Origin of the sequence: Micromonospora sp. NPDC049204, from assembly GCF_040647935.1 — a bacterium.
Classification (GTDB): domain Bacteria; phylum Actinomycetota; class Actinomycetes; order Mycobacteriales; family Micromonosporaceae; genus Micromonospora.
Window position 1 is genome coordinate 255526 of the sequence record NZ_JBEZDC010000010.1, and the last position, 7866, is coordinate 263391.

Below are 7866 nucleotides of genomic sequence, written 5' to 3' on the forward strand. Positions count from 1 at the left end.
GTGGAAGCTGCTGGCCATGCCAGCCCGATTACCCAGCTCCTCGTTGATGGTCAGCGATTGCAGGTAGCGGCGCTCGGCCTCGGCGTAGTCGCCCCGAAGCTGGGCGAGGATGCCAAGCTGGTGGAAGCTGCCGGCCACGCCCGCCCGGTCGCCCAACTCCTCGTCGATGGTCAGCGATTGCTGATAGCGGCCATCGGCCTCGGCGTAGTCGCCCCGATCATTGGCAAGGATCCCGAGCTGGTGGTAGCTGCTGGACATGCTGGCCCGGTCGCCCAGCTCCTCGTTGATGGTCAGCGATTGCAGGTAGCGGCGCTCGGCCTCGGCGTAGTCGCCCCGGCGCTGGGCGAGGATGCCGAGCTGGTGGTAGCTGGTGGCCATGCCGGCCCGGTCGCCCAGCTCCTCGTTGATGGTCAACGATTGCAGGTAGCGGCGCTCGGCCTCGGCGTAGTCGCCCCGAAGGTGGGCGAGGATGCCGAGCTGACCGTAGCTGTCGGCCATGCCCAGCCGGTTACCCAGCTCCTCTTTGATGGTCAGCGATTGCTGATAGCCGCGATCGGCCTCGGCGTAGTCGCCCCGATCCTGGGCGAGGATGCCAAGCTGGTGGAAGCTGCTGGCCATGCCGGCCCGGTCGCCCAGCTCCTCGTTGATGGTCAACGATTGCAGGTAGCGGCGCTCGGCCTCGGCGTAGTCGCCCCGGCGCTGGGCGACTACGCCGAGCTGCTGGTACCAGGCCGGGCGGCGGGGGGAGTTTTCTGGAAGCCAGCGAAGGGTGTCGTAGATGAGGCTGACTTCTCGGTCCCATGCCCCCCACTCGTCGAGTTGGCCGCAGATGCGCTTAGTGATGGTTCCGGCGGTTTCTAGATCATCGATGGCCAGCAGGTGATGACGGGTTTCGTCGAGGTCGTGGAGGTCGTCGAACCGATCTTGCGGCCAGGTCTCGACGCGCCACCGCCAGAATGTCGCGGCGGCGTGGTGAGCGGCGGTGACCAGCCCGGGGTGGTGGTGCGGACCGTGGTCGGTATTCCAGTGACGATGCAGTTCGGTGGCGGTCCAGCGGTGCATCACCACCCGGCCGTCATCGACGATGGCGATCAGACTGGTCGTGGCGAGTTGCCGGACTAACTCCGTCATGCCCGGTGGTGCGGCGAACGGGGGCTGAGGCGGTTGGCGTGCCTTTTCGATTAGCTGGGCGAGACGTTCGCCGTCTGCCGGGGTCAGCGGACTGTCCTGCCCGAGTGCCTCCGTTAGCCCGTACAGATCGAGTCCGTATCGCGACAGCAGGTCACTTATCTGCGCGGCTGCCTCTGTCATGCCGTGGGGCTGCGCTTCCAGATCGGCATCCGGGTCCGCGACGCCCACCTGGAACAGCAGCCCGTTGACGTCGACTGGTTCGCGGTAGACGCTGATCCCGGCCAGCAGCCGGACCGCGCCCTCGATGGGGTCGAGGCGGGTCAGGTGCTCGGTAAGCAGGACATCGTCGGCGGCCAGCGTGACCGTGTCGGCCAGCGCCGCGTCCAAGGTGCGCTGTTGGGCGAGCCACGCGGCCGTGTCGGCGGGACCGAGCCGTGTTTCGACGGCCTGGCGTAGGCGTCGGGTGATGTCGGAGAAGCGGCCCTGTCCCGCAGGGTCGCCGCCGCTGCTGGGCAGCAGCGCGTCGAGGTACTCCAAGGCCCTGGGGTGTCCACCGACTGTCTGCCAGATGCGCTGCTGCGCGTCGACATCGGCGGCGTGCCGGTCCAGGCGGGGCAGCGACCACAGCAGCTTCCGGGCCTCGGCCAAGCTCAGTGGAGGCACCTGATAAGGATGCAGCCGTTCGGCGGCCGGGTCGGGTAGCCCGAACCGGTAGCGGCTGGTGACCAGCAGCCGGCTACGGCCGGGGCTGACCAACCAGGCGGCCAGCAACCCTGCCAGCCCCGGATCCGCGATCGACCAACCGGCGTCAATGCCGCTGTCCTGGATCAGGTTGTCCTCGAAGTTGTCCAGCACCACCAGGATCCTCGTGCCGGCCAGGACCTGATCGCGCAACAGAGCGAACCGGTCGGACCAGGGCAGATCCACCCGGCCGGCCGCCTGCACCGCAACCATCGGCGGGCCGGTGAACTGTTCCCGCAGCACCAACTCTCGACGGGCCGCGTCGGCGAGCGCGGTCAGCAGCCCGTCGACGGTGACCGGCCCGGTCACGGTGACCAGACGCCAGTCCGACGATGTGTCCAGCAGCCGGCGGACCACCTCGGCGGCCAGGGTGGTCTTCCCGACCCCACCGATACCGTGCAGCAGCACCGCCGTACCGGTGCCGTCAGTGAGGAGACCGGGCAGGGTGCGCTGGGCGTGCCGGCGACCGACGAACTGCCCGACCGGCCGGGCGAGTAGGCCGCCCAGGTCCGGCACGGTCTCCGCGCGAGCTCCGGCTGGTGCGGCGCCGTCCGCGACGGTCACCGACGGTGCGGCGGCCAGCACGCTGACCACACTCCACTCGTCCATGCCCGCAACCGCCTGGATCAGCGGGTCCGGGGCGGTCGCGAGGTCTCGTTGCACGCGCCGACGGGCCTGTGCCACCGCCGCGACCACGTCCGGCCGCGCCGAAGCTGCCAGCTCGGCGTACACGGCGGCGAACAATCTCGTGGCGTACGCGTCGGTGACCGAGGTCTGCGTCGCGATCACCGCGCCCGCGCCCCGCCGGGCCATCCTGGCGGCGAACGACCCCGCGCCGTCCTCGCCGTCGGCATCGGTGTAGCAGGCGGCCAGTGAGATCACCCGCGGCATCCGGCCCTCCGGGATCGCCTCCGCCATCAGGGTCTCCGGATCCACCGACCGGGAACGACCCTGCTCGTCCTCCAGGTGCAGGATGCCCGGCGCACCGTGCGCGGACAGATGCAACACGTGCGTGGTGTCCTCGGCCAGCACCGCACGGATGGCCGCCGTCGTGGCGAACGGCAGGATCCGCACCACCGCCCGGCTGCGGTGCGCCCCGTGCACCGCGTCCAGGACGCTGCCCAACTCCCGCTCGTAATCCAGCAGCGGACCACCGCCGGACTCCGGCGACGCGATCGCCACCACGATCCGCAACGGACCCGGCGCCGCTGCCGACCGGGAACCCGCCGCCTCCACCCTCCGATATACCGACACCAGCTCGTGCAGCACCATCGGACGGCCGGTCACCGGCTCCGGCAACGCCTCCCACGGCAGCCACCACCAGTCCGGCGCCTGCACCCCCACCCGCACCGGCACATACTCCCGCTGCGCCCGGCGGATCACCCGGGCCAGCGCCTGTGCCACCGTGACCGGCAGAAACGATTCCGCCAACAGCTCACCGGCGCGCCGCAACGACACCACACCGGCGGCCTGGCCGGCGGCAGCGAGATCACGCGTCACCGCACGGCGGCGAGCGCGTTCCCGACGTACGTCCTGCAACGCGTTGGCCAGGCCGGGCGACACACCACGGTGTGCCGCCGTCACATCCTGTCCACACCCCGACAGGCGCACCTGCGACTGCGACACCGTCAGCACCAGGTCCAGCAGCCCATTCGCCGGCACCGTCTCCTCGACGACGACCGACGCCACCCCATCCAGCAGCGTGGACAGGTCTTCAACCCGGGACACCCACACCGCACCTGCCAACCAGCCGTCCTGCGAGTTGTAGCGGCCGGAGACGACGCCAACCACCGCCCGGTCGGACGCCCGCAGCACCGGCGCACCGCTCATACCGGGCATTACCGCGTCCGCCTGCAGACGCGACCACAACACGCCGTCCCGCAACGCCGGGCCACGCCAGTGGCCCCCCGCGGTCAGCAGCTCGTACTCGTGCCCGTCGTCCTCGACCGTCGGATAGCCGGCCGTCGTCACCGGCTCGTTGTCCCGCACCCCGTCGGAGGCGACCACCTGCGACACAGACCCCGCCAGCGGCTGCTCGGCACGCAGGACCGCCAGGTCGTGCACCTCGTCGACGCGTTGCACCGTGGCGTCCCACCCCGCACGGCCGCCGACGGGCCCGATCCGCACCACGGATCCCACCGCCGCCGCACCGATCTCCGCGAGAACGTGGTGGGCGGTGACCAGCACAGCTGACTCGACCTGGAAACACGTGCCGACAGGTACCGCATCGTCAGCAGCGACCCAGCCGAGAAAGTCGTACCCGGCCACCCGCACGGTCATGACGCGCCGTCCTGCGCTTCCTCGGCGTCGGTGTCGGCGTCGTCCGGGTCCGCTTCCCCCGGCCCTCGAAGCGCACGGTCAGCAGTTGCGCCATAAATGATCTTCACCTTCAGTGACGCCTCGCCCGAGGCGCCGGCGACGATCACGTCACCTTTGGCCGACACCTTCAGCCCGAACTCGACCTCCACCGACTCCGGGCTACCGACGCGGCGCGTGACCCGGCCAACCATCCGCGCCGTCGACACCGCGATCTCCTCCACCGCCGACTGCGCCCGTTCGAACGCACCCGCCGCATAGTCCACGGCCCGATCAACGCGCTCACGTGCCGACGTCTGCTGGGAACCACCCACCGGCACGACCTCGACGAGTACCTCGACCGCCCCCACCCGCACCGCAACCGTCTGCGCCACCCAGACTCCTTCGCCGAAAAATGGTAGGAACCATCTGACCAGCAAGCGGAAACACCCAGATAAAGATTAGATAGAGGCTAGGCAGCGGTCAAAACGAAGCACACAACACCAAACACCCAACGCCCCAGACGAACGAAAATATGTCAGCCATCCGACAATCAATTTTCAATCCACGAGAGAGTCCAATTACAAATTCAACAAATTGGACAGATCGAACCTAAGAGGACGCATCGAGCGTCGTGAGCGCCCGCACCATGGCAGAGGTTCGGCGAGTTGGCGACGTGACTCAGGTGGCGGTAAAGATCACTGAGCGGTCCGCTTTAGCGGCTCGGTCGTAGAACGCCTGCACGTCAGCGAAGTTGCTCCAGGTGTACTCGAAATCGTCGTCGTCCTGGGCCCCGTCGTAGTCGCTGCCGTCGATCGCATCGAAGCGGAGGCGTAGCCAGACTCGGTCGATGGTTCGCAGGGCCTCGGCCACATCCCGGACCTCGGCGGCGCTGACGTACACGACGTAATAGTCATCGTGGAGGTGCCGGCCACCGAGCACCGCGTGGGACAACGGATACGGGCCACCGTCCGGGTCGAGCGTGCCATCGGTCAGGCAGCGGTGGATGGCGTCCCAGGCTTTGTCGGTGTCAACCCTGAAGGTGTCGTCGTACCAAGACTCCTCGATCTCCTCAAGGAACTCGCCCACCCTGTCGTCGTCGGCCGCCAGCAGCGAGCGCTCCTGCTCGGACGTAATGGCGAAGTGCACCCCCAACATGCCGGCGATCGTACGGGAGGGGTGCGACGTTGACTCGGAGCCAGGAAGGCGCAACGCTGTGGAAGCGCTCCCATCGTCGAGCTCCTATGCGAAAGGAATGCTCGTGCGTCCCACCACCACCGTTCTACTCCCAGTCGTGCTCGCCACGGCCCTCGGCGGTCTGGCCCTGCCGGAGCCCGCCCTGGCCGCGGCCGGCCCGGCACTCACCGTCGACACCACCGCCGCCCGACACCAGATCAGCCCGTACGTCTACGGCATGAACTTCGCCGACGAGGCTCTCGCCCGCGACCTGCGGCTGCCCGTGCACCGCTACGGCGGCAACGCCACCACCCGCTACAACTTCCGTGCCGACACCACCAACCGCGCCGCGGACTGGTACTTCGAGAACATCCCCAACGACAACCCCAGTCCGGACGACCTCCCGGAGGGCTCGGAGTCCGACCGGTTCGTGCAGCAGAACAAGGCCACCGGCGCTGCCACGGTCATGACCATGCCGATGCTCGGCTGGATCGCCAAGGACCGGTCGCGGGCGTGTGGCTTCAGCGTCGCCAAGTACGGCCCGCAGCAGTCCACCGACACCTGGGCACCGGACTGCGGCAACGGCATCAAGCCGGACGGGTCACCGGTCACCGGCAACGACCCGGAGGACACCAGCGTCGCCGTCGGTGCGGAGTACGCCACCGACTTCGTCAACCATCTCAAGGGGCAGTTCGGCGCTGCCGCCGACGGTGGGGTCCAGTTCTACAACCTGGACAACGAACCGGACCTGTGGCACTCCACCCACCGCGACGTCCGCCCGACCGGGCTGGGCTACGACGAGCTACGCGACCGCACCTACGAGTACGCCGCCGCGATCAAGGCTGCCGACCCGGGCGCGAAGACACTCGGTCCCGTCGGCTGGGGCCTGAACTCGATCCTCTTCTCGGGCCTCGACCAGGACACCTGCTCGCGTACCGGCTGCTGGTCGAACCCGCCGGACAAGGCCGCGCACGGCGGCCAGGACCTCGGCCCGTGGTACCTGGACCGGATGCGCGAGTACGAGCAGCAGCACGGCACCCGCATCCTCGACTACTTCGACGTCCACCTCTACCCGCAGCAGGCCGGCGTGTTGGGCGAGGCCGCCGGCGACGCCAACACCCAGGCGTTGCGGCTGCGCTCGACCCGCCAGCTCTGGGACCCGACCTACGTGGACGAGAGCTGGATCAACAGTCCGGTCCGGTACATTCCGCGACTGCGCGAGCTGGTCGACCAGCACTACCCGGGTACGAAGGTCGCGATGACCGAGTACAACTGGGGCGCCTTCGGGTCGCTCAACGGCGCGCTCGCCCAGGCTGACGTTCTCGGCATCTTCGGCCGCGAAGGGCTCGACCTGGCCACCCTCTGGACCGCACCCACGGCCGACCAGCCGGTGGCCAACGCCTTCCGCGTCTACCGCAACTACGACGGCAAGGGCGGCGCGTTCGGCGAGACCTCCGTCCGGGCGACAAGCGCCGACCAGGGCAAACTGGCCGTGTACGCCGCCGAGCGCAGCGCCGACAAGGCGCTCACCCTGGTCGTCGTCAACAAGACCGGCGACGACCTGACCAGCCCGGTCGCCCTCACCGGCGCCTCCGCCAGCACCGCCCAGGTCTACCGCTACAGCGGGGCGAACCTCGCCGGCGTCGTCCGGGAGGCCGACCTGCCGGTGACCGGCAGCGGCCTCACGGCCACGTTCCCGGCCAACTCGATCACCCACCTGGTGCTGCCCCGCAGCACCACGCCCGGCGACACCCAGGCGCCGACCGTCCCGGGTAAGCCGACCGCCGGCACGATCACCGGCGACAGCGTCGCGCTGTCCTGGACGCCGTCCACCGACGACACCGCCGTCACCGGCTACGACGTGCACCGGGTCGACACCACCGGCCCCGTGAAGGTGGGCAGCGCCACCGGCACCACGTTCACCGTGACCGGGCTGACGCCGGACACCCCGTACACCTTTGTGGTGACCGCCCGCGACGCGGCGGGCAACGTCTCGGCGGCCTCGCCCGGCCTGGCCGTGCGGACCGCGCCCACCGCCCCGGCCGGCGGTTGCACGGTCGGCTACACGGCGAACAGCTGGCCGGGCGGCTTCACCGCGTCCGTGACGGTCAAGAACACCGGCACCACCGCGATCGACGGCTGGAAACTCGGCTTCGACTTCCCCACCACCGGCCAGAAGGTCGATCAGGGCTGGTCGGCCACCTGGAAACAGAGCGGCACGAGCGTCACCGCGGACAGCATGAGTTGGAACGGCAAGCTCGCCCCCGGTGCGTCCACCAGCATTGGCTTCAACGGCACGTGGAGCGGCACCAACCCGGCGCCGACCGCCTTCAGCCTCAACGGTCAACGCTGCGGGTGACCTGAGAGAGCCCCCGCCGGACCACGCCGGCGGAGCAGGCCGGGGGTGGGGGGGGGGGGGGGGGCCCCCCCGCCCCCCCCCCCCCCTGAACAAGGGGGGGGGGCAGGGGAAAAAATAAAAAAACCACCACAACAACCACACCCCCACCCGCAACACCCCCCACA

The 7866-nt window shown here is 69.4% G+C and carries 4 protein-coding genes; 1 reads left to right on the forward strand and 3 read right to left on the reverse strand.

The window, feature by feature from the left end:
- From AB0A90_RS20920 to AB0A90_RS20930, 3 genes are all read right to left on the reverse strand, one after another.
- A partial coding sequence (locus tag AB0A90_RS20920) for a tetratricopeptide repeat protein (protein WP_357250282.1) occupies window positions 1–4152 on the reverse strand: 4152 nt, incomplete at its 3' end.
- Window positions 4149–4607 carry a CU044_2847 family protein gene (locus tag AB0A90_RS20925; RefSeq protein WP_357250285.1) on the reverse strand — a complete coding sequence of 153 codons (459 nt, stop codon included), beginning with the start codon at window positions 4605–4607 and terminating at the stop codon, window positions 4149–4151. The genes AB0A90_RS20920 and AB0A90_RS20925, both read right to left, overlap by 4 nt.
- Before the next feature lie 241 nt (window positions 4608–4848).
- Window positions 4849–5325 carry a YfbM family protein gene (locus tag AB0A90_RS20930; protein ID WP_357250288.1) on the reverse strand — a complete coding sequence of 159 codons (477 nt, stop codon included), beginning with the start codon at window positions 5323–5325 and terminating at the stop codon, window positions 4849–4851.
- Between the two features lie 97 nt (window positions 5326–5422).
- On the opposite strand from AB0A90_RS20930, the gene AB0A90_RS20935 reads away from it, so the two are divergent.
- On the forward strand, window positions 5423–7702 hold the full coding sequence (locus tag AB0A90_RS20935) for a glycoside hydrolase family 44 protein (protein ID WP_357250291.1): 2280 nt from the start codon (window positions 5423–5425) through the stop codon (window positions 7700–7702).
- The last annotated feature ends 164 nt before the right edge of the window (window positions 7703–7866 follow it).